The sequence below is a fragment of the Pseudomonas sp. WS 5411 genome, assembly GCF_012985595.1.
GTDB classification, from domain to species: Bacteria; Pseudomonadota; Gammaproteobacteria; order Pseudomonadales; family Pseudomonadaceae; genus Aquipseudomonas; species Aquipseudomonas shahriarae.
On record NZ_JAARMC010000009.1, the window covers coordinates 157,335 to 177,351 of the forward strand.

The following is a 20,017-nucleotide window of genomic DNA, read 5'->3' on the forward strand; positions in this document are numbered from 1 at the left end:
CAATAAGAACGCCCCAGGCGACCAAAAAAGCTCATAGCTGCCAACACCGAGGAGCGATACATGCGTACTAACCGCACACTTTCCCTTTCCATCATTGCGGCACTGGCCAGCGCTGCACCGCTGGCGGGCATGGCCGCAGAAGATAAACCCGAGGGTTTTATCGAAGGCAGTACGTTGAACGTGCTGGCACGCAACTTTTACTTCAACCGCGATGACCGCAAAGGCCAGTCCAGCCCGACCGGCAACGGCTACTCAGAGGCGTGGGCCCAGGGCCTGATCGGCAAGTTCGAGTCCGGGTTCACCCAAGGCACTGTAGGGTTTGGCCTGGATGCCTTTGCGATGTATGGCTTGAAGCTCGACTCCGGCACCGGGCGCAGCGGCGGCCGGGGTTCCTTCGACATGTTGCCGGTGGACAGCGACAATCGCCCTGAAGACGACTACAGCAAACTCGGCGGTGCCGTAAAAATGCGCCTGTTGGATACGGTGGTCAAAGTCGGCGATGTCTTTCCACAAACCCCGGTGGTGCATTACGGCGACTCACGCCTGCTGCCGGAAAGCTTTCGCGGCGTGACCCTGGAAAACACCAGCCTGGAAGGCTTGACCCTGCAGGGCGGACGCTTGCACGCCATGAGCCAGCCGAACAGCAGCAGTATGCGTGACGGCTTCGCGACGTTTTATGCCGGCAACCTCAATTCGCCCTGGGTCGGTTACTTCGGTGGCGACTATCAGTTGAACCCGCACCTGAGCCTCAGCCTCTACAGCAGCCGCTTGAAAGACGCCTGGGACCAGTACTACTTCGGCACCGCCGCCAGCTATCCGCTGACGGAAGAAGTCTCGCTGTTTGGCGGTTTCAACTACTACAACACCCAGGACGAGGGTAAAAAACTGCTGGGCGAACTCAACAACAACATCTGGAGTGCCAAGCTCGGGGTCAAGGTCGGCGCCCATCGCCTGGCCCTCTCGCACCAGCGCAACAACGGCAACAATGACTTCGACTACCTGCGCCAATCGGACTCGATCTTCCTCGACAACTCGATCCAGTACAGCGATTTCAACTCGCCAAAAGAGCGCTCGTGGGCGCTGCGCTATGACCTCGATATGCAGCCCTTCGGCATTCCCGGCCTGTCGTTCATGACCCGTTATGGCAAAGGCACCGGCGCCGATTACAGCAACGCCAACGCGGTATATATGCGCCGTGATGCCGCGGGCGACCCGCTGACTGACCAGCGCCGCTGGGAGCGCGACATCGAGGCCAAATATGTATTTCAGGGCGGCAGTTTGAAAGACCTGTCCCTGCGCATTCGCCAGGCCACGGTGCGCTCCAGTGCCTTTGAATCAGACCTGGAAGAGTTCCGGCTGATCATGGAGTACCCGCTGGCCATCCTCTGATAGGCCCCAACGGCAAGTGCTTACATTCACTTGCCGTTGACTAGCACTTCTTCACAATTGGCAGTCTGTCAGAACTGTAATATGCGCCTCACGTTCTCGTTAAGTTGCACTTCATATACTGCCCGCATCGACCGGCCGAGTAGCTTTGGGCAACTAACGGCACGGGTCTTTTGCGGAGAAGGTTGATGAAGGTACTGCATAGTTTATTCACCGGTTTGCTCATTGCGGCCTCCACCGCAGCGCTGGCCGACGATGGCGGCGAGCGCTCCCGTCAGTTGCTGGCTGAATTTCGCCAGCAACAGCAACAGATCCATGGCACCCAAGTGCTAACCCAGCAAACACCCGCGCCCTCGACCTGAGCGGCGCACTCCGAGCACATTCATCTCTTGAAGCTTTTTTTGTGGAGCTCCTTTGGAAGGAGATGAATTTTTAGCGCCCTCACGGGCGCTTTTTTTTGCCTGCCCAGTGGAGTCAAAGCCCCGCCCACAGCGACCAATCGTCGCACCTGTGCCCAAACAGCAGGATTGCGCGGGATGCGCCTTGACCCTGAAGTAGCTTCAAGGCTCAGAATTTTCCTACTTTTGGGACTACAGCCCTTATCTCGCGTAGCTCCCGTCGCCTTTCCGCTTACCAGTATGAGGTCAATCTGCATGCGTATCCTTGTGGTTGAGGACGAGCCAAAAACTGCCGACTACTTGCATCAAGGCTTGAGTGAAAGTGGTTATGTCGTCGATTGTGCCGCCAGCGGCATCGACGGCCTGCACCTGGCCGAGCAACACCGCTACGAACTGGTGATCCTTGACGTCAACCTGCCCGGCAAGGACGGCTGGCAGGTGCTGGAACAACTGCGCCGCAACAACACCTTGCGGGTGATGATGCTCACCGCCCGTGGCCGGCTGGCCGACAAGATCAAGGGCCTGGACATGGGCGCCGATGATTACCTGGTCAAACCCTTCGAGTTTCCCGAGTTGCTGGCCAGGGTGCGTTCATTGCTGCGACGCAGCGAGCCGATTGCGCTGCCGGAAGTATTCCGCGTCTCGGACCTGGAGCTGGACCCACGTCGTCACCGAGCGTACCGGGGCACGCGGCGCATCGACCTGACCACCAAGGAGTTCACGCTGCTGCAGGTTTTGATGCGCCAGAGCGGCGAAGTCCTGACGCGCACGCAGATCATTTCCCTGGTCTGGGACATGAACTTCGACTGCGACACCAACGTGGTGGAGGTGTCGATCAGCCGGCTACGGGCCAAGATCGACGACCAGAGCGAGGTCAAGTTGATCCATACCATTCGTGGCGTGGGCTATGTGTTGGAAGCACGCCAATGAGACCTGGCAGTTTATCCATGCGCCTGGGGCTCACCGTCAGCCTGATGGGCGCCGGCCTGGTGCTGTTGCTGGCGACCCTGGCGTACCTGGCCCTCACCCACGAGCTGGAAAACCTCGCGCGCAAGGGCCTGGAAAGCAAGATGGAGCAGATCCAGCACAGCCTGCTGCAGGATCTCAACACCCGCGACATCAGCGCCCGGCCCCATTCGCTGCTGGACCTGGTGATGGGCCACGACAATTTCTACCTGACCATCATCGGCCCGTCGCCCGCCAGTACGGTGCTGCTGAGCGTCGGCGCCAAACCCCAGGAACCCTTGCTGCTCGACTTTGCCGCCAGGCCGACCCTGGGCTTTTTCAACTGGACCGATGGGCGCGGCAACCAGATCCTCAGCGCATCGAGCCTGATGCCCCTGCACACCGGGGAGAAGGTGCGGGTGTTGCTGTCCCTGGACCGTTCCGACGACCAGGCGCTGCTCAGTGCCTATCTGCAATCCACGGTTATCGCCCTGCCGCTGTTGCTGATCCTGATCGGCATGGGCGCCTGGTGGCTGGTGCAGCGCGGGCTGGCACCGTTGCAGCAATTCAGCCGCGTCGCCGGCAAAGTCACCACCCAGGACCTGAGCCATCGCCTGGCCGTCGAGAATCTGCCCCGGGAACTCAGCGAACTGGCGCGGGGCATCAATGTGATGCTCGACCGGCTGGATGCCGGTGTGCAGCAGTTGTCGCAATTCTCCGACGACCTGGCCCACGAACTGCGTGCGCCCCTGACCAACCTGATGGGCAAGGCCCAGGTGACACTGTCCCGCGCCCGGGCGCCCGACGAGTACAAATCGGCGCTGGAGTCCAGCACCGAAGAGCTGGACCGCTTGGCGCGGATCGTCGCCGACATGCTGTTTCTCGCCCAGGTCAGCCATCCGGCGGCGCGGGTGTCGTTTACCACGGTGAACCTGCGGGATGAAGCGCTGCGGGTCATGGACCTGTTTGCCTTGAGCGCCGAAGACAAAGGGTTGCGCCTGAACCTGGCCGGCGACGCCTGGGTCCTGGGGGATCGGCTGATGATCCAGCGGGCCATTTCCAACCTGCTGTCCAATGCGATCCGCCACAGCCCGCACGGCTCTGGCATTGCATTGCAGATCGACAGCCACGACCAGCGCGTCTCACTCACCGTGAGCAACCCAGGCGCAGGCATTGAAGCGCAACACCTGCCCCACCTGTTCGAACGTTTCTACCGCGCCGACAACAGCCGCGCACGCAGCGAGGGCGGCACCGGGCTGGGCCTGGCGATTGTGCGTTCGATCATCAGCCTGCACCAGGGCCAGGCCGAGGCCACCAGCGTGCTGGGTGGCGTGACCTCGTTCCGACTGATATTCCCCGCCCTGTCTGCCGCCCCAAAAGCCCCGTAGCAACCCTCTTAGTGGTCCGGCCCCCTGCTGAACATGCTTGCCATGGCCAGCTGGGGGTTTGTTGTGGTGAGGGAGCTTGCCCCACTCCCCCAAGGTCACTGGGGCTCCTGCTCCTCATCGCGACGATGGGCCCAGTGGTAGAGCGCAGGCAGTACCAGCAACGTCAGCAGCGTCGAAGAAATAATCCCGCCAATCACCACCGTCGCCAGTGGCCGTTGCACTTCAGCGCCGGTGCCAGTGGCCAGGGCCATGGGGATAAACCCGAGGGACGCGACCAGCGCGGTCATCAACACCGGGCGCAAACGGGTCAGTGCCCCCTCGTTGATCGCCACCGTCAGCGAACGCCCTTCCTCGCGCAGGTTGCGGATAAACGCGATCATCACCAGGCCATTGAGCACTGCCACCCCCGACAGCGCGATAAATCCCACCCCGGCGGAAATCGACAACGGAATATCGCGCAACCACAGCGCCATGATCCCACCGGTCAGGGCGAAGGGAATCCCGGTGAACACCAGCAACCCATCCTTGAGGTTGTTGAACATCATGAACAACAAGCCGAACACCAGCAGCAATGCCACCGGCACCACCACCTGCAGGCGCTCGGACGCTTCCTTGAGTTGCTCGAACTGGCCGCCCCAGGTGGTCCAGTAGCCGGCGGGGATTTTCACCTGTGTCGCCAACGCGTTTTCCGCCTCGGCAACAAAGGAACCGATATCCCGCCCCCGCACGTTGGCGCTGACGATCACCAGGCGCTTGCCGTTTTCGCGGCTGATCTGGTTCGGGCCCAGCACCAGGTCCAGGCTGGCCACTTGCGACAAGGCGATAAAGCCCAGTTGCCCCGTGGTATTGCCGGCCAGCGCCGGGATCGGGATCAACAGCCGCGACAAGCCCTCGATATCGGTACGCAGGGTTTCTGACAAGCGCACCACCATGTCAAAGCGTCGGTCGCCTTCGTACATCGTGCCGGCCTGGCGCCCACCCACGGCCACCGCGATGGTGTCTTGCACATCGCCCACGTTCAGGCCAAAGCGCGCGGCCTTGTCGCGGTCGATGTTGATGGTCAGCACCGGCAGGCCGGAGGTCTGTTCCACTTTCACTTCCGAGGCGCCGTCGAGCTTCTGCAAGGTTTCGGCAATCTCCCCGGCAGTCTTGTTCAGCACCGCCATATCATCGCCAAACACCTTCACCGCCACATCGCTGCGCACCCCGGAAATCAACTCGTTGAACCGCAGCTGGATCGGTTGCGACAACTCGTACTGGCTGCCCGGCACAATCGCACTGGCGCGCTGGATATCGGCGATCAGGGCTTCGCGGGACTTTTTCGGATCCGGCCACTGGTCCTTGGGTTTGAGCATCAGATAGGCGTCGGAAATATTCGGCGGCATCGGGTCGGAGGCAATTTCTGCGGTGCCGGTACGGGCAAATACCCGCTGGATTTCCGGCACCTGTTCCATCAAGGTTTTTTCCAGTTGCTGCTGCATCTGCACCGACTGCGTGAGGCTGGTGCCCGGCACGCGCAAGGCTTGCTGGGCGAAGTCACCTTCGCTGAGGCTGGGGATAAACTCGCTGCCCATGCGGCTGGCCACGGCGCCGGAGAGCACGATGGTCAACAGTGCCAGGCCAAACGCCCACGTACGGTGCGCCATCACCCAATCCAGCACCGGCGCATAACCCCGGCGCGCGTTGCGCATCACCCAGTTTTCGTCTTCCTTGACCTTGCCGGTGACGAACAGCGCAATCGCCGCGGGGACAAACGTCACCGACAGAATCATCGCGCCCAGCAAGGCCATGACCACGGTGAACGCCATGGGGTGGAACATTTTCCCGGCCACGCCCGTCAAGGCGAAGATCGGCAGGTACACCACCATGATGATCAGTTGTCCAAAGATCAGCGCACGGCGCGCTTCCTTGGCGGCGGCGAACACTTCGTGCAGGCGCTCGCTACGGGTCAGCAGGCGGCCATGGCGTTGCTGCGCATGGGCCAGGCGGCGGATCGCATTCTCGACGATCACCACCGCACCATCGACGATAATCCCGAAGTCCAGCGCGCCCAGGCTCATCAGGTTGGCGCTGACCTTGTTGGTGAACATCCCGGTAAACGTGAACAGCATGGCCAGCGGAATCACCATCGCGGTGATCAACGCCGCGCGGATATTGCCGAGGAACAAGAACAGAACCACGATCACCAGCAGCGCACCTTCGAAGAGGTTTTTCTTCACGGTGGCGATGGCTTTTTCCACCAGGTTGGTGCGGTCGTAAACCGTGACCGCGACCACGCCTTCGGGCAGTGAACGGTTGATCTCTTCGAGCTTTTTCGCCACGGCCTGGGACACGGTGCGGCTGTTTTCACCGATCAACATAAAGACCGTGCCGAGCACCACTTCACGACCATTTTCGGTGGCCGCACCAGTACGCAGCTCACGGCCGATATCGACCTGGGCCACATTGCGCACGCGGATCGGCGTGCCGTCCACGGTGTTGATCACGATATTGGCGATGTCGTCGATGGACGCCACCTGCCCCGGCGCGCGAATCAGCAACTGCTCGCCGCTGCGCTCGATATACCCGGCGCCAACGTTGGCGTTGTTGCGCTCCAGCGCCGTCACCAGATCACTCAAGGTCAGGTTGTAGGCCGCCAGACGCTTGGGGTCCGGGGCGATCTGGTATTCCTTGGCAAAGCCGCCGATGGTATTGATCTCGGCCACGCCGGGCACGTTGCGCAACTGTGGCTTGATGATCCAGTCCTGGATCACCCGCAGGTCCGTCGGGGTGTAGGCCGAGCCGTCTTCCTTGCGCGCGCCGTCTTCAGCCTCCACGGTCCACAGGAATATTTCCCCGAGCCCCGTGGAAATCGGCCCCATCGCCGTTTCAATGCCGTCCGGCAGTTGCTCGCGGGCCACTTGCAGCCGCTCATTCACCAGTTGCCGGGCGAAGAACAGATCAGTGCCGTCCTTGAAGATCACCGTGACCTGGGACAGCCCCGAGCGCGACAGTGAACGAGTCTGCTGCAAGCCCGGCAGGCCGGCCATGGCGGTTTCGATGGGAAAGGTGATGCGCTGCTCGGTTTCCAGCGGCGAAAAACCGGCCGCCGCCGAGTTGATCTGCACCTGGACGTTGGTGATGTCCGGCACCGCGTCGATCGGCAGTTTCTGGTAACTGGCGATGCCGACACCGGCCATCAGCAACACGGCCAGCAGCACGATGATGCGCTGCTCGATGGCAAATTGAATCAGACGTTCAAACATGGGCAATCACTCGCAGGATCAATGGGCGTGCTCGGCCGAAGCCTTGCCCAGCTCGGACTTGAGGACGAAGCTGCCAACGGCCGCCACCTGGGCGCCGGCCTCCAGGCCCTGGCGCACTTCGACGAAGCCGTTTTCACTGACCCCCAGCTCGACGTGGCGGGTGGCGAAGCCTTCGGCAGTGCGCACAAACAGCGACGGTTTGTCTTCCACGGTCTGGATCGCCTCCACCGGCACGGTGACCGCCGCCGAGTAGGTATCCGTGGCCACCTGCACCGCCACGAACAACCCGGGGCGCCACGAGTCGTCGGGGTTGGGTACGTTGACCCGGACCATTGCGGTGCGGGTCTGCTCGCCCAGCAAGTTGCCGACATAGGCCACGGTGCCCATCACATCGGTGCCCATTTCCGTGGAACTGACCTTCACCGGCCGGCCCACCTGGACCTTGTTCAAGTCCTTGGGAAACACCCCAAACGTGACCCACACCTGGGACAGGTCCGACAGGGTGAAGGCAGCGCTGGTCTCACTCACCACTTCGCCGACACCCAGGTGTTTTTCCACCACCACCCCGGCAAACGGCGCACGCAACTCATAGCGATTGCCGCCGACCAGAACCGCGCTGCCGCTCAAGGCATTCATCTTTTGCCGCGCATTGTTCAGGGCGATCTCGGCCTCTTGCAGGGTCTGGCGGGCCAGCAGGTAATCCTGTTCGGCAGAGATTTTGTCCTGCCATAACTGGCGCTCGCGCTGGAAGGTGGTGCGGGCCAGCTCGACCCGGCGTTCGCTGGCGGCCAACTCACTGCGCTGATCGGAAATCTGCTGGCTGGCGATCACCGCCAATAGCTCGCCCTGCTTGACCTTCTGACCAAGGTTGACCCTGACCGACTCCACCACACCCGCTGCACGGGGCACGATATGCGAGGTGCGGTCTTCATCGAATCGCACCTCGCCCGGCAACGACAGCACGCTGCTGATTTGCCGGGGTTGGGCCTTGGCCAGTTGAATGCCGGCGGCCTGGATCTGCTGTTCATTGAGCACCAGCACACCCTCTTCCTCTTCTTCCTGCGGTGCTTCGACGTGCGCTACCGGTGCCTGAGGCGCCACGCTGGTGGCTGGCCAAAACACTATCGCCCCGAGGGCGACGGCCACTGCAACGGCCAAAGCCAGGCCTTGTAGTTTGTTCATGGGGAACTCCTGAAAGATCAAATGCGGGCGAGGTCGCCGTAAATCCGTTCGATGCGCACCCAGGCATCGGTGGCCTGGGCGAGTGCGGCGAGGTATTGGGTGCGGGCGGCGATCAAGGTGCGCTGGGCGTCGAGTACCTCGAGGAAGTTGAACTTGCCCATCTCAAAACCACGGGTGGCGCTGTCCACCGCGCTTTGGGCGGCGGGCAGGATCACTTGGTTGAACGCGCGCACTTCACTGTTGGCCGTCGCCCACAGGTCCAGGGCCTGGCGGGTTTCGGTGCGCAGGCGCAGCTCGGTGGCGTTGCGCAAATCCCGGGCCTGGTCGGCACGGCGGCTGGCGGCCAGTACATTGCCCTGGTTGCGATTGAACAGCGGGATCGGCATCGATACGCCCACCAGGTTCACCCGCTCACGCACGCTGGCGTCGTACTGGCTGCCGATGGACACGTCGAGGTCGGGAATCCGCTGGGCCTTTTCCAGGCCCAGGCCGGCTTCCCGTTGCTGGATTTGCAGCTCCGCCAGGCGCAGCTCGGCGGTGCTCTCCAGGCGCGCCAGCAGTTGGGTGGCCGAAGGCAACGCCGGGGTGTTCAGGGCCCCTGACTCGACACGCTCAAAGCCGATGTTGGCGCTGCCAGTGATGGCGGCCAGGCGGCGATAGGCATCACTCACACCAATCTCGGCGCGGCTGCGCTCCAGGCGGATTTCCGAGAGCTGTACCTGGGCGCGGGTGGCTTCGACCGGCGACGCCTTGCCCGCCGTGACCCGGCCATTGGCAATCACCAGGCCGCGCTCGGCCAGCGCCATCGAGCGTTGGGCCAGCTCCAGGCGTTCCTGGGCCCGCAGCGCGCCATAAAAGCCCTCGATGACCTCGGCCCGCAGCAGGTTACGCCGCTGTTCCAGTTCCTGGGCGGCCGCATCTTGTGCCCGCGAGGCCACGTCGATGCGTGCCCCGCGCTTGCCACCCAACTCCAGGGTCTGGCTCAGCTTGACGGTGGTGGTGCGCGTGCTCCGGCGGGTGTCTTCGGCGTCCCAGGAGGCCACCGGGTTGGGGATCAGCCCGGCCTGTTGCCGCCCACCCTGGGCAATCTCGATTTCCCACTGGGCTGCGGCCAGGTCCGGGTTGCCGGCAAACGCACTTTGCAGGGCCGATTCAAGGGTCAGGGTCTGGGCGCTTGCCACTTGGGACAGCGCCAAGACCCCCACTACAGAGCACACAATTGTTCTTAAAAACGTTGGCATAACAAGCGTTCCACACCCATGAGTTGGCGAACAAATCCAAGCAGGGGCAATGTAGCTTTCGCTCCTTATCAGAGGGGTGGCCGGAACATTACAAATCCGTTAGCAAAGGCTCTGGTCCGGGCTTTTGCTTTAATCTGCGCGCAACTATGCAGATCCTTTCTCCTGCCCCGAGGCACGCTCTACATGCGAATCCTGGTTATCGAAGATGAACTGAAAACGGCGGAGTACTTGCTTCAGGGACTGAGCGAAAGTGGCTATGTGGTCGACTGCGCGGCCAGCGGCGCCGACGGTGTGCACCTGGCGCGGCAATACGCCTATGACCTAGTGATCCTGGATGTGAACCTACCGCTGATGGACGGCTGGGAGGTGTTGCAACGCATCCGCCAGAGCAGCAACACACGCATCATGATGCTCACCGCCCAAGGGCGCCTGGCCGACAAAATCAAAGGCCTGGAGCTGGGTGCCGACGACTATCTGGTCAAGCCTTTCGAGTTTCCCGAACTGCTGGCCCGGGTCCGCAGCCTGATGCGCCGCAGCATCGAGAGCGCAGTGCCGGACGTGCTGCGGGTGGCCGACCTGGAACTGGACCAGGGTCGCCACCGGGCCTTTCGCGGCAGCCAGCGGATCGACCTGACCACCAAAGAGTTTGCCTTGCTGCACCTGCTGATGCGCCAGAGCGGCGTGGTGCTGTCACGCACGCAAATCATCTCGTTTGTGTGGGACATGAACTTCGATTGCGACACCAATGTGGTCGAGGTCTCGATCCGCCGCCTGCGCGCAAAGATCGACGACCCGTTCGAGCGCAAGTTGATCCATACCTTGCGCGGGGTGGGCTACGTGCTGGAAGACCGCGAATAGCGGTCAGTGCGTGAGGGGTTCCTGATGAAAGCCCGCGCCTTCGATCTGAATGGTGACGTGGGAAATATCGAATTGCTCATGCAGCAATTCCGTCACCTGGGCGAGGACCTGTTGCTCGCTGCCCTGCGCCGGGTCCACCACCAGATGGGTGCTCAGCACGTTCTTGCCGCTGGTCAGGGCCCAGATGTGCAAGTCATGCACCTCCCTGACCCCTGGCACCGCGTGAATGGCCTGCTCTACCGCGTCGATATCAATGCCGTCCGGCACACCTTGCAGCAGCACGTTCATGCTGGCCTTGAGCAGTGTCCAGGTTCGCGGCACCACCCAAAAACCAATCGCGGCGGCCACCACCGAGTCGACCCAGCCCCAACCGGTGAACATGATCAGCACAGCGGCAATGATCACCCCGATGGAGCCGAGCATATCGCTCCAGACCTCCAGGTAGGCGCCCTTGACGTTCAGGCTCTCGCCACTGGCCGCGCTGAGCAGGCGCATGGAAATCAGGTTGACGATCAGGCCGAGCACGGCAATCACCAGCATGCCGGTGGACTGGATTTCGGCCGGTGCCTGCAGGCGCAGGTAAGCCTCATAGAGGATGTAGAACGCCACCCCGAACAGCAGCAATGCGTTGAACGCGGCGGCGAGGATTTCGAAGCGCGCATAGCCAAAGGTGCGCTTGCGGTCCGCAGCGCGCTTGGCCACCTGGATGGCCACCAGGGAAATGGCCAGGGCCAGGGTGTCAGTCATCATATGGGCGGCGTCGGACAACAGCGCCAGGCTGCCGGTGACAAAGGCGCCGATCACTTCGGCAATCATGAAACTGCCGGTCAGGCCCAGGGCCATCCATAACTTGCGTTCATGACCGGCGCGTACGGTGGCGTGGCTGTGTCCTGCACTCATGGCATGTCCTCGTGGGGGGATGTGCGCTGATCATAGAGCGATAAATGGAAACCTTTGGTATGGATTTCACAATTGTCATAACGCTGCCAGCGGGGTGTTAACCACATGGGGGATCTGGCTTGCCTGCGATAGCAATACACCCTGACCCCCCGCCATCGCGGGCAAGCCCTAATGCCAGTCAGTTAAGCGCAGATCCCCTGTGGGAGCGGGCTTGCTCGCGAAAGCAGTGGGTCAGTCAACATCAATGTTGGCTGGGCCGACGCCTTCGCGGCGATGCGGCGATCCGACAAGCCCGCTCCCACATTTGATCTTCACTGCTGTGAGCATTGCGTTCGCTTAACTGATCGGCATTCGGGCAAACCCGTTCCCACAGGGGGAATGCGGCGGCTTTAAAAAACCGGGCGCCGGCTAAACCGCAATGCGCTGGCCACGCCCACCGCGCCCATCACCACACAGTAAAAAACGCAGATCCACGGGCTGGTGGGCATCAAGGCGATCAGCATCAACGGCGTGGTACTCGCCCACAGCGCGTAGGCAATGTTGTAGGTAAAGGAAATCCCCGACACGCGCACCGGTGCCGGAAACAGGCTGACCATCACCGAGGGCACCGCGCCCACCACCCCGCAACTCAACCCCGCGATGGCATAGGCCGCGCCCAGCCACACGCCGCCGGCAATCAGGCTGGCGTAGAGCACGGCAATGCCCACCGGCAACAGCAGGCTGTAGACCAGCACTGCGCGCCAGGCGCCGATGCGATCCACCAACAGGCCGGCCAGCACACAACCGATGTTCAGGAAAACGATGCCCAATGCACTCAGGGCGAAGGTGTGGCTGGGGCTCATGCCGAAGGTTTTCTGCATCATGGTCGGCGTGATCACCACCAGCACCACCACCGCTGAGGTGAGCACACAGGTCAGCAACATGGCCGGCAGCAATGCCTGGCGGTGGTCACGCAACACCGTGCGCAGCGGCAGTTCGGCGTCGGCCTGGCGGCGCGCCTGCATGGCCAGGAACACCGGGGTTTCACTCAGCCAACGCCGCAGCCACACGCCGATCACACCAAACACACCGCCCAGCAGGAACGGAAAGCGCCAGGCGTAATCGAGGATCTGTTCAGGGGTGAACATCTGCGCCAGCAATGTCGCGGTCAAGGCCCCCAGCAGGTAACCGAAGGTCAGCCCGGCCTGCAGGAACCCCAAGGCATAACCGCGATGGCCGGCGGGCGCGTGCTCGGCGACAAACACCCAGGCGCTGGGCACTTCACCGCCCACTGCCGCGCCCTGCAGGACGCGCAGCGCCAGCAAAATCAGGGGGGCGAAATAGCCGATTTGCGCGTAGGTCGGCATGATCCCGATCAGCAGGCATGGCAAGGCCATCATCAGGATACTCAGGCTGAACACGCGCTTGCGCCCCAAGTGATCGGCAAAGTGCGCCATCAGGATCCCGCCCAGTGGCCGCGCCAGATAGCCGGTGACAAAAATCCCGAAGCTCTGCAACAGGCGCAGCCATTCGGGCATTTCCGGGGGGAAGAACAGTTGGCTCAGGGTCAGGGCGAAAAATACGAAAATGATGAAGTCGTAGATTTCCAGGGCACCGCCCAGGGCAGCCAGCCCCAGGGTTTTGTAGTCGGAGCGGGAAAAACGCTGCGCCTGTGGATAAGCGGTGGCAGTCATGAAGAGGCTCGGCAGACAAACAAAATGGCGTGCAGGTTATGAGCTGAACCGGATCCTGGCAATCGCCGCCAATATATTCGTTTTACTCATTGATCCATGAAAATAACAACATTCCCAAATAAATAGCCGTGGGCCAAGATGCAGCGATACCTTGCCAACACCCCGACGCTTGCATAATAACTACAAGAGGTACTCCCACATGGCCGACCCTATCGAAGATAGCCGTTATGCCCGCTTTGCCCTGCGCTGCTCCAATTTTGCCGAACGCTGGTTTCCCGACTCCTGGGTGTTTGCCGCCCTGGCGGTGATCATTGTCACCGTGGCGGTTCTGGGCATGGGCGCTGCACCCACCGACGCTGCCAAGGCCTTTGGCGATGGTTTCTGGAGCCTGATCCCGTTCACCATGCAGATGGCCTTTGTGGTGATTGGCGGCTATGTGGTGGCCAGTTCGCCGCCCGCCGTGAAGCTGATTGATCGCCTGGCACGCATCCCGAAAAACGGCCGCTCGGCCGTGGCGTGGGTGGCGCTGATCTCGATGGTCGCGTCGCTGCTCAACTGGGGCCTGTCCCTGGTGTTCGGCGGGTTGCTGGTGCGGGCCCTGGCCCGGCGCACGGATTTGCGCATGGACTATCGCGCCGCTGGCGCGGCGGCCTATTTGGGCCTGGGCGCCGTGTGGGCGCTGGGGTTGTCGTCATCGGCCGCGCAATTGCAGGCCAACCCGGCCAGCTTGCCGCCGTCGATCCTGGCGATCACCGGGACCATCCCCTTCACCGACACGATCTTTTTGTGGCAATCGGGGGTGCTGTTGCTCGCACTGATCGTGGTGTCGCTGATCATCGCCTACGTCACCGCGCCTGGGCCCAACTCGGCCCGTGATGCCAAGGCCTGCGGCGTGGACCCGGCGTTCAACCTGCCCAAGCTACAACCGCCAACCCGACCGGGGGAATGGCTGGAGCACAGCCCGCTGCTGACCATCCTCCTGGCACTGCTGGCCGCCGGTTGGCTGTTCCACGAGTTTTCGACCAAGCCTGCGATCAGCGCGATCTCGGGGCTCAACACCTATAACTTCCTGTTCCTGATGGTCGGCGCCCTGCTGCACTGGCGCCCGCGCAGTTTCCTCGACGCAGTGGCGCGCGCGGTGCCCACCACCACCGGGGTGTTGATCCAGTTCCCACTGTACGGCTCCATCGCGGCGTTGATTACCGTGGTCAAGGGCGGCGACGGCCAGACCCTGGCCCACCATATCTCGATCCTCTTCACTTCCATCGCCTCCCACGACACCTACGCGTTGCTGATGGGCGTGTACTCGGCGGTACTGGGGTTCTTTATTCCGTCGGGCGGTGGCAAGTGGATCATCGAGGCGCCCTATGTGATGCAGGTGGCCAATGACCTGCAATACCACCTGGGCTGGGCCGTGCAGATCTACAACGCCGCCGAGGCCCTGCCGAACCTGATCAACCCGTTCTATATGCTGCCATTGCTGGGGGTACTGGGGCTGAAGGCGCGGGACTTGATCGGCTTCTCGTTTGTGCAGCTGCTGGTGCACACGCCGCTGGTGTTGTTCCTGCTGTGGGCGCTGGGGACGACGTTGAAGTACATGCCGCCGGTAATGCCTTAATCATTGGACGCCGCACCCGTCGTTATGACGGGTGCATCCAGGTCGACATTGAGCGCCGTTGTTCCCTCTGAATATTTCAGGAAGGGAACCACGCGTTAATGACGGGCCACCTAACAGTGTCTTTTAGTAGCACCAGACACTCTTCAACTTAACTAAGAGACCACAACTAATTATTTAGAGTTACAACTGGAGTCATACCGATGAATATCGCACCTACCGCTACTACGCCCACACCTCAAAACAGCGCTGAGACTGGCAATACCCAAGATGTCAACCCACAGCAAAATCCCGCGTTGAAAAAATTCAGACAATTCAAACCGGCGTTCGGCCAGCCGGCGGGAAGAATAGTATTTGCAGAGTCAAACCCTAACAAACACCTTTTCAAGCCTGTTGCAGCGTTTAAAGGCTGATTCCTTTACAGAGGCTGTGATCCCCCTCAAGCCCTGGAGCTTCACAGCCAGCATTGAATACTTACAAGTAACGCGACGACCTCAAGCCTAGTTGCACATTCATGGACAACCACAGCAACGCGCTGCACTTCACGATATAGCGAGGCGGCCAGGCCCTGCAAAAAAACCGCATTTTCCGAGGCATTTTCCCGGTCAGCCGCTACTGTGTGAAGGTGGGCATTCATCCCGCGCAGACGGGCATTAGCTGACAAGGAAACATGCATGTTTAAACTGACCAGGCTGTCCTTCACCTTTGTCGCACTTGCTGTGAGCACGGTCGTACAAGCCGACGTCGAACTTGATCTGGGCACGGCACAACGGGTCACGCAATTGTTCGCCTACCCCAACAATTGCAGCGTGATCTGCTTTCGGCCGCTGACCCTGGAACAGACCGTCGAACACTATCTGACCCAGAGCCTGCAGCGCGATGGCTACAGCCGGGCCAGGGTCAGCGTGAAGACCGAGCAGGGTCAGGTCCGCGCGCGCTTTACCGGGGTACCCGATGGCTATGGGCAGCCCTTGACCGCGTTGCTGAACACCGCCGACCTGGCTTACGAGGGCGCCAGCCGGCTCAACCGCGATGGCAAGTGGCAATTTAGCTGGTACCTGTTCCTGCCGCTGGGCATGGCCCTGGAAAACCGCAAGAGCATCGAGTTGATGCACTTTCCGCCGGATTACTCCCTGACCCACTACCAGGACTATCTGGAATCAGCCACCACCGACCGTTGGGCCACGCTACTGAGCGCCAACGGTATACCGGCGACCCAGACCCCGGAATACCAGACCATCATTGATATCGCGCCCATTGCCGCCCCCTCCACGGCGGGCAAGGATCTGGAGGGGGTCTACAGCTACTTCAGCGAGTATCAGACCCGGGTTGTCCGGGAACTGAGCCTGCACCCCACTGGCCCGTTGCCGATGGTCGCCTTCGGTGCGCCCGTGCGCAGTTGGATCCAGCAACACTACGGGCAAACCCTCGGGGTACTGGGCCTGACGCAAATCAGCCCGGTCGAAGACAGTAAAGTTGCAGTGCTGGGGGCCAATCACCCCAGTTACATCTGGTACGCCGCCAACCCGGACAGCTACGACGGCGACGAACAGAAAGCCGACGAGGCCGGCTTGAAAGTCATGGGCCAGGACTTGAGCGCGGCCTGTTGGCAAGCCGGGATGGGGCAAAAGCCTGCCAGCGACCCCAATGTGTTGCTCAAGGGCTGCATGAACACCTGGCAGGTGACGCGCAAGGAGCAGACCTGCGAATTGTTCTACACCTCGGTGCGCGAATTGTCCGCCGAGCAGGCCAAGGAAAAATGCACCAGCGCCTCGATCAAGCCCCAGCTCAAGCGCCTGAAAAGCCCTCTGCCAGAAGCTTCTGTCGCGGCGCCGGCGCTGTAGGCTCCTGCCCTTATCGCCAGTGTCTTAGGCAAAAAAGCCGATACCAACTGTCAGATTTGACAGTAGATATCGGCTTTTTTTTGCGCAAACCTTGAGCGGTGCCCATTTGCTGCAAGACTGGCAGTCATAGCAACACCAGGAGGTCGATGCAGCCCGACAAGGAATGCTATGAAAACCCAGATCATGGAAGAGGCGCCTGCTGCGGCCAGTGACTGTCTGTACCCCTTCGCAACACTGTTGGCGAAAAAAGGTTACCCCTCGCGTCAAAACTTTGAGGTGGTACACACCCGCAATGGGCGCGGAACCGGGATCAAGGCCAAGGTGGCCTTCGACAGCCGTGTGCGAATCGCCAAAATTTCCGGGCACGCCCTGGGTGAACGGCGTTTGCACACGCTGCAGGTGTCTTCACGCATCCACTTGTACGACCCGTGGTTCAGCGGCCTGCTCCTGCATTCGTGCGATCCGAATGTGTTCCTCGACATCAGCGAGCTGGAGCTATGGTCGATCCAGGCCATCCGCCCTGGCACGCTGCTGACCATGGATTACGCCACCACAGAGGATGTGCTGTACCGGCAGTTCCCGTGCCGTTGCGGCGCGGGGAACTGCCGGGGCTGGATCACCGGCATGAAAGAGCCGCTTAACCAGCAAGGCCAACTGTTTATGGAACAGTGGCGCCAGCGCAAACGCTCTTAAAGGGCCTCCACCGGACGCAGGCGGTACTGCGGCGGCAGTTGCTCGAAGCCGGTGATGGTGGCGTTGAGGCTTTTCCAGCGGCCGTCCTTGATCCCGTAGATGCACCCGTGGATCGACAGGCTCTGCCCGCGATGCCAGGCGTTCTGCACGATGCTGGTGTGACCGACATTGGCGACTTGCTGGATGACATTGAGTTCACACAGGCGATCGACACGTTCTTCTTCGGTAGGCAACTGGGCCAGTACTTCGCGGTTCTCGTAGTACAGGTCGCGGATCGACCGCAACCAACCGTCGATCAGGCCGAACTGGCGGTCCTGCATCGAGGCGCGCACGCCGCCGCAGCCATAGTGGCCAGTGACCAGGATATGTTTGACCTTGAGCACATCCACAGCGTACTGGATCACCGACAGGCAGTTGAGATCGGTGTGCAGCACCACATTGGCCACGTTGCGGTGCACAAACAGGTCGCCGGGTAACATGCCGACGATCTCGTTGGCCGGCACCCGGGCGTCCGAACAGCCGATCCACAGGTATTCCGGGGTCTGCTGGCGGGCGAGCTTGGCGAAGAATTCGGGATCTTCCTGTTTGATCGCATCCGCCCAGCGTTCGTTGTTATCAAGCAGGTCTTGTAGTTCGTTCATCAGGGAAAGCCTCAGGAATGATGCGCAGCTTTGACAGACGACCGCCCGTCCGGGTCACGCCGTCTATAAAGATAGCCGGTCGGTAATGACTTGAATCTTGGGGCGCCCTGCCTGTCCACACACTATAAGCCCCACAGTATGAGGATTGACCATGACTGAATCACGACGTCCGTACGGCGCTACGCAGCCCGAACCGATTGATGACAACGAAGATCGCATGGGCTCGATGCGGGAGCTGGATTTTGACGAGGAGACGCCGACGGCGGAAATCGGCGATGAGATCCCCCTTGCTGAGCGCGAGCAGCTGATGCCCGACGAACGGGTACGCGAGGCTGGGATGACTGGGGCTTCGACGGCGGATCATGAATCCACGGATGATGATATGAGCCCCGAAACGCTGATTCAGGAAGACGGCGCGCGCGATGCCCTGGAAGAAGGTGAGGACGAACCGGCCGATTGGGATCTGAGCATCGTCGATGAAGATGAGATTGGCGGCGGTAATGGGTTGGATGAGGCAGAGCTGGCGGACATTGATCCGGTCGACGGTAACCGCTGATACAGCGCCAGACTTATGGTGAAGCATGGCGGTGTGGGAGCTGGCAAGCCTGCTCCCACACAAGACTGCTCCCACCCGGGATCGTGTATGTTAATCGACCAGGGTGCAGGCCATGACAACTGCGTCTTCGCGGCCACCGACGGCCGGGTAGTAGTCGCGACGACGGCCAATTTCATTGAACCCGTAGCGCTCATACAGGCGGAAAGCCCCGGTATTGCTGTCGCGCACTTCCAGGAAGCACTCCCGTGCATGGGCGGCATACGCCCGCGACATCAGATGCTCCAGCAAGGCCAGGCCCAGGCCACGCCCTTGGTTTTCCGGCTTGACGGTGATGTTCAGCAAATGCGCTTCATCGAGGATGATCTGCACCACGCCGTGGCCCACTTGTTGCTCGCCTTCGAACATCAACCAGATCTGGTACTTGCCCAGCCCATCGAGAAAGATGCCCCGGGTCCAGGGGTGGCTGAACGCCGCGTATTCGATTTTCAGCACGGCGTCGAGGTCAGCCTCGGTCATCGGGCGGAAGGATAAAGCCTCACTCATCGGTTGTTTTCCAGCGCGCCATCAGCCGGCGCATGGCTTGCCAGACATCAGCCTTACGCTGTGGCTCTTCCATTAATAATTCCAGGCCCGGCAAGGCCCAGACCGAGCCCAGGCCTTCGACCTGCAGTTCGCGGTACCAGGCCTCGGCGTCGGCTTCGCCGGCAAACCGCACGGCCGGCAGGCCGATCAGCCACAGGCACACGCAGGGTTCGTCTTCCAGGCGGGCCGAGACAAAACCTTGCACAAAATCACGCGCGGCGTCCGGGCCCTGGTCCATATTGCCGCGCACCAGCAGCGGCCAGCGCACGGGCTCGCCGACGATCTGCGGGCTGTCGGGCAGGCCGGCGGCGCGCAGCATGTCCTTGAGCAGCAGGTAGGCCGGGTCACGCGTCTGGAAGCGCTCGCCGGTCGGCAACTCGACCAGCAACAGGCAACGCCCGGCCCGCAGCAACTGCAGGGCAAAACGCGGTGGCGGCACGACCGGGGCCTTGGCCACCGGAGCCGGGGCATCGTCGGCCACGGCAGCGGGTTTGGGCGCGGTCGACGGGCGTGGTACTTCGATCTTGACCCGCTCCGACGGCCGCACAGGCACCTCGGCCACGGGTTTGACCAGCGCAACCGGCGCCGCCGCTTCCTCACCCGAGGCGTCGAACGGCTCGAAGGCTTCCAGCGCCTGCAGCAGTTCGGGCCGCGACGGCGCGGCAAAGGGCAATTCGGTGCGCGGCAGCCAGTTGACCACCTGCATGGCAGTCAAGTAAGCGCGACGTCGGGACTCGATAAGCAAGGCTCGGCCACTTGTGGATAACTAAAGAGCGCCGATTCTACCGCCCTTCGACGATGATCGCCCACCGTTGATGACTTTCTCTGCATTGCTGACCGCCCATCGCGAACGCGCCCTGACCGGCTGTG

At 61.6% G+C, this 20,017-nt stretch carries 18 protein-coding genes; 10 read left to right on the top strand and 8 right to left on the bottom strand.

Translation table 11 applies throughout. The annotated features are described in order from the left end of the window. The first annotated feature begins 60 nt into the window (after positions 1-60). The 4 genes from HBR93_RS15270 (at position 61) to HBR93_RS15285 (ending at position 4,117) form a co-directional block, all read left to right on the top strand. On the top strand, positions 61-1,389 hold the full coding sequence (locus HBR93_RS15270) for an OprD family porin (protein ID WP_115127407.1): 1,329 nt from the start codon (positions 61-63) through the stop codon (positions 1,387-1,389). Between the two features lie 185 nt (positions 1,390-1,574). Then, a complete protein-coding gene (locus tag HBR93_RS15275) occupies positions 1,575-1,748 on the top strand; it encodes a hypothetical protein (RefSeq protein WP_162947689.1) in 174 nt (57 codons plus the stop codon). 291 nt (positions 1,749-2,039) lie between these two features. Then, complete coding sequence (locus tag HBR93_RS15280; RefSeq protein WP_057958269.1) at positions 2,040-2,714, top strand: heavy metal response regulator transcription factor; 675 nt, start codon at positions 2,040-2,042, stop codon at positions 2,712-2,714. Continuing rightward, positions 2,711-4,117: a heavy metal sensor histidine kinase gene (locus HBR93_RS15285; protein WP_115127405.1), complete on the top strand. Its 1,407-nt coding sequence runs from the start codon at positions 2,711-2,713 to the stop codon at positions 4,115-4,117. Before HBR93_RS15280 ends, HBR93_RS15285 begins: the two co-directional genes overlap by 4 nt. Before the next feature lie 95 nt (positions 4,118-4,212). Here HBR93_RS15285 and HBR93_RS15290 read toward each other — a convergent pair whose 3' ends face one another. Genes HBR93_RS15290 through HBR93_RS15300 form a run of 3 tightly spaced genes read right to left on the bottom strand, consistent with a single transcriptional unit; the run spans position 4,213 to position 9,785 of the window. After that, positions 4,213-7,362: a CusA/CzcA family heavy metal efflux RND transporter gene (locus HBR93_RS15290; RefSeq protein WP_057958267.1), complete on the bottom strand. Its 3,150-nt coding sequence runs from the start codon at positions 7,360-7,362 to the stop codon at positions 4,213-4,215. Positions 7,363-7,380: 18 nt separating this feature from the next. Continuing rightward, the gene (locus HBR93_RS15295; protein WP_169960614.1) at positions 7,381-8,544 is read right to left on the bottom strand and encodes an efflux RND transporter periplasmic adaptor subunit; all 1,164 of its coding nucleotides are present in this window, start codon (positions 8,542-8,544) and stop codon (positions 7,381-7,383) included. Positions 8,545-8,561: 17 nt separating this feature from the next. Then, positions 8,562-9,785, bottom strand: coding sequence for a TolC family protein (locus HBR93_RS15300; RefSeq protein ID WP_057442054.1), 1,224 nt, complete (start codon positions 9,783-9,785; stop codon positions 8,562-8,564). 183 nt (positions 9,786-9,968) lie between these two features. On the opposite strand from HBR93_RS15300, the gene HBR93_RS15305 reads away from it, so the two are divergent. Next, on the top strand, positions 9,969-10,643 hold the full coding sequence (locus HBR93_RS15305; protein WP_120731594.1) for a heavy metal response regulator transcription factor: 675 nt from the start codon (positions 9,969-9,971) through the stop codon (positions 10,641-10,643). 3 nt (positions 10,644-10,646) lie between these two features. On the opposite strand, the gene HBR93_RS15310 is transcribed toward HBR93_RS15305, so the two are convergent. Next, a complete protein-coding gene (locus HBR93_RS15310; protein WP_169960615.1) occupies positions 10,647-11,543 on the bottom strand; it encodes a cation diffusion facilitator family transporter in 897 nt (298 codons plus the stop codon). A 389-nt stretch (positions 11,544-11,932) separates the two neighbouring features. Further along, entirely contained in the window at positions 11,933-13,216 is a 1,284-nt protein-coding gene (locus tag HBR93_RS15315; RefSeq protein ID WP_057958262.1) for an MFS transporter, read from the bottom strand. A 199-nt stretch (positions 13,217-13,415) separates the two neighbouring features. On the opposite strand from HBR93_RS15315, the gene HBR93_RS15320 reads away from it, so the two are divergent. The 4 genes from HBR93_RS15320 (at position 13,416) to HBR93_RS15335 (ending at position 17,368) form a co-directional block, all read left to right on the top strand. Then, positions 13,416-14,834: a TIGR00366 family protein gene (locus HBR93_RS15320; RefSeq protein WP_057442063.1), complete on the top strand. Its 1,419-nt coding sequence runs from the start codon at positions 13,416-13,418 to the stop codon at positions 14,832-14,834. A 200-nt stretch (positions 14,835-15,034) separates the two neighbouring features. Then, a complete protein-coding gene (locus tag HBR93_RS15325) occupies positions 15,035-15,244 on the top strand; it encodes a hypothetical protein (protein ID WP_157717319.1) in 210 nt (69 codons plus the stop codon). A gap of 261 nt (positions 15,245-15,505) precedes the next feature. Further along, positions 15,506-16,675, top strand: a complete 1,170-nt coding sequence (locus HBR93_RS15330; protein WP_057958260.1) for a hypothetical protein — start codon at positions 15,506-15,508, stop codon at positions 16,673-16,675. 168 nt (positions 16,676-16,843) lie between these two features. Beyond that, positions 16,844-17,368 carry an SET domain-containing protein-lysine N-methyltransferase gene (locus HBR93_RS15335; RefSeq protein ID WP_115127400.1) on the top strand — a complete coding sequence of 175 codons (525 nt, stop codon included), beginning with the start codon at positions 16,844-16,846 and terminating at the stop codon, positions 17,366-17,368. Here the strand turns inward: HBR93_RS15335 and can are convergent. After that, positions 17,365-18,009 carry a carbonate dehydratase gene (can, locus tag HBR93_RS15340; RefSeq protein ID WP_057442066.1) on the bottom strand — a complete coding sequence of 215 codons (645 nt, stop codon included), beginning with the start codon at positions 18,007-18,009 and terminating at the stop codon, positions 17,365-17,367. The genes HBR93_RS15335 and can overlap by 4 nt on opposite strands. Before the next feature lie 151 nt (positions 18,010-18,160). Here can and HBR93_RS15345 point away from each other — a divergent pair, with 151 nt between their 5' ends. Next, positions 18,161-18,565 (top strand): serine kinase/phosphatase, encoded by a 405-nt coding sequence (locus HBR93_RS15345; protein WP_169960616.1) that lies wholly within the window; start codon positions 18,161-18,163, stop codon positions 18,563-18,565. Between the two features lie 90 nt (positions 18,566-18,655). On the opposite strand, the gene rimI is transcribed toward HBR93_RS15345, so the two are convergent. Next, positions 18,656-19,108: a ribosomal protein S18-alanine N-acetyltransferase gene (gene rimI / locus HBR93_RS15350; protein WP_057442068.1), complete on the bottom strand. Its 453-nt coding sequence runs from the start codon at positions 19,106-19,108 to the stop codon at positions 18,656-18,658. After that, positions 19,101-19,853: a hypothetical protein gene (locus HBR93_RS15355; protein ID WP_057442069.1), complete on the bottom strand. Its 753-nt coding sequence runs from the start codon at positions 19,851-19,853 to the stop codon at positions 19,101-19,103. The genes rimI and HBR93_RS15355 overlap by 8 nt, the downstream gene beginning before the upstream one ends. Positions 19,854-20,017 lie beyond the last annotated feature (164 nt).

Coding starts and splice junctions, on each gene's coding strand:
- HBR93_RS15305 (WP_120731594.1), top strand. CDS start 9,969: ATGCGAATCCTGGTTATCGAAGATGAACTGAAAACGGCGGAGTACTTG.
- HBR93_RS15310 (WP_169960615.1), bottom strand. CDS start 11,543: ATGAGTGCAGGACACAGCCACGCCACCGTACGCGCCGGTCATGAACGC.
- HBR93_RS15315 (WP_057958262.1), bottom strand. CDS start 13,216: ATGACTGCCACCGCTTATCCACAGGCGCAGCGTTTTTCCCGCTCCGAC.
- HBR93_RS15280 (WP_057958269.1), top strand. CDS start 2,040: ATGCGTATCCTTGTGGTTGAGGACGAGCCAAAAACTGCCGACTACTTG.
- HBR93_RS15275 (WP_162947689.1), top strand. CDS start 1,575: ATGAAGGTACTGCATAGTTTATTCACCGGTTTGCTCATTGCGGCCTCC.
- HBR93_RS15330 (WP_057958260.1), top strand. CDS start 15,506: ATGTTTAAACTGACCAGGCTGTCCTTCACCTTTGTCGCACTTGCTGTG.
- HBR93_RS15335 (WP_115127400.1), top strand. CDS start 16,844: ATGAAAACCCAGATCATGGAAGAGGCGCCTGCTGCGGCCAGTGACTGT.
- HBR93_RS15295 (WP_169960614.1), bottom strand. CDS start 8,544: ATGAACAAACTACAAGGCCTGGCTTTGGCCGTTGCAGTGGCCGTCGCC.
- HBR93_RS15270 (WP_115127407.1), top strand. CDS start 61: ATGCGTACTAACCGCACACTTTCCCTTTCCATCATTGCGGCACTGGCC.
- HBR93_RS15300 (WP_057442054.1), bottom strand. CDS start 9,785: ATGCCAACGTTTTTAAGAACAATTGTGTGCTCTGTAGTGGGGGTCTTG.
- HBR93_RS15285 (WP_115127405.1), top strand. CDS start 2,711: ATGAGACCTGGCAGTTTATCCATGCGCCTGGGGCTCACCGTCAGCCTG.
- HBR93_RS15345 (WP_169960616.1), top strand. CDS start 18,161: ATGACTGAATCACGACGTCCGTACGGCGCTACGCAGCCCGAACCGATT.
- HBR93_RS15355 (WP_057442069.1), bottom strand. CDS start 19,853: ATGCAGGTGGTCAACTGGCTGCCGCGCACCGAATTGCCCTTTGCCGCG.
- HBR93_RS15290 (WP_057958267.1), bottom strand. CDS start 7,362: ATGTTTGAACGTCTGATTCAATTTGCCATCGAGCAGCGCATCATCGTG.
- rimI (WP_057442068.1), bottom strand. CDS start 19,108: ATGAGTGAGGCTTTATCCTTCCGCCCGATGACCGAGGCTGACCTCGAC.
- HBR93_RS15325 (WP_157717319.1), top strand. CDS start 15,035: ATGAATATCGCACCTACCGCTACTACGCCCACACCTCAAAACAGCGCT.
- can (WP_057442066.1), bottom strand. CDS start 18,009: ATGAACGAACTACAAGACCTGCTTGATAACAACGAACGCTGGGCGGAT.
- HBR93_RS15320 (WP_057442063.1), top strand. CDS start 13,416: ATGGCCGACCCTATCGAAGATAGCCGTTATGCCCGCTTTGCCCTGCGC.